The 429-nt window shown below is 58.0% G+C and carries 1 protein-coding gene; it reads right to left on the reverse strand.

What is annotated here, in order from left to right:
- A partial coding sequence (locus EN906_RS36975; protein ID WP_281060491.1) for a trigger factor occupies positions 1–356 on the reverse strand: 356 nt, incomplete at its 3' end.
- Positions 357–429: the final 73 nt, after the last annotated feature.

Genomic DNA, 429 nt, shown 5'->3' on the forward strand with positions numbered 1-429 from the left:
ATCTCGTAGTTGAGGCGGAATTCGAAGTCGGCGCCGCCGGCCAGGATCTTCTCGGCTTCCTTCTCGTCCTCGGTCATGATGACTTCGGGCTGCATGGCAGCCTTTTCACCACGCCCGGTAATGATCGAACGGGTCGAATCGTTGAGGATTTCGTTGACCACTTCGGCCATGAACGACTTGCCGTAGACCTTGCGCAGGTGCTGTACCGGCACCTTGCCTGGACGGAAGCCGTTGATGCGGACCTTGTTGCGGGCATCCGAAAGCCGCGCCATCAGCTTGGCTTCCATGTCACCGGCCGGCACGGTGATCTTGATCTCTCGCTTGAGACCGGAGTTGAGCGTTTCGGTGACCTGCATCGTAAAACCTTTGTTTTCACCACTGAGACTGCCACGGCCTCTGCCGTTCACAGCCTGCCGCTTTATTCTTGCC

Origin of the sequence: Mesorhizobium sp. M7A.F.Ca.CA.004.06.1.1, assembly GCF_003999135.1 — a bacterium.
Lineage (GTDB): Bacteria > Pseudomonadota > Alphaproteobacteria > Rhizobiales > Rhizobiaceae > Mesorhizobium.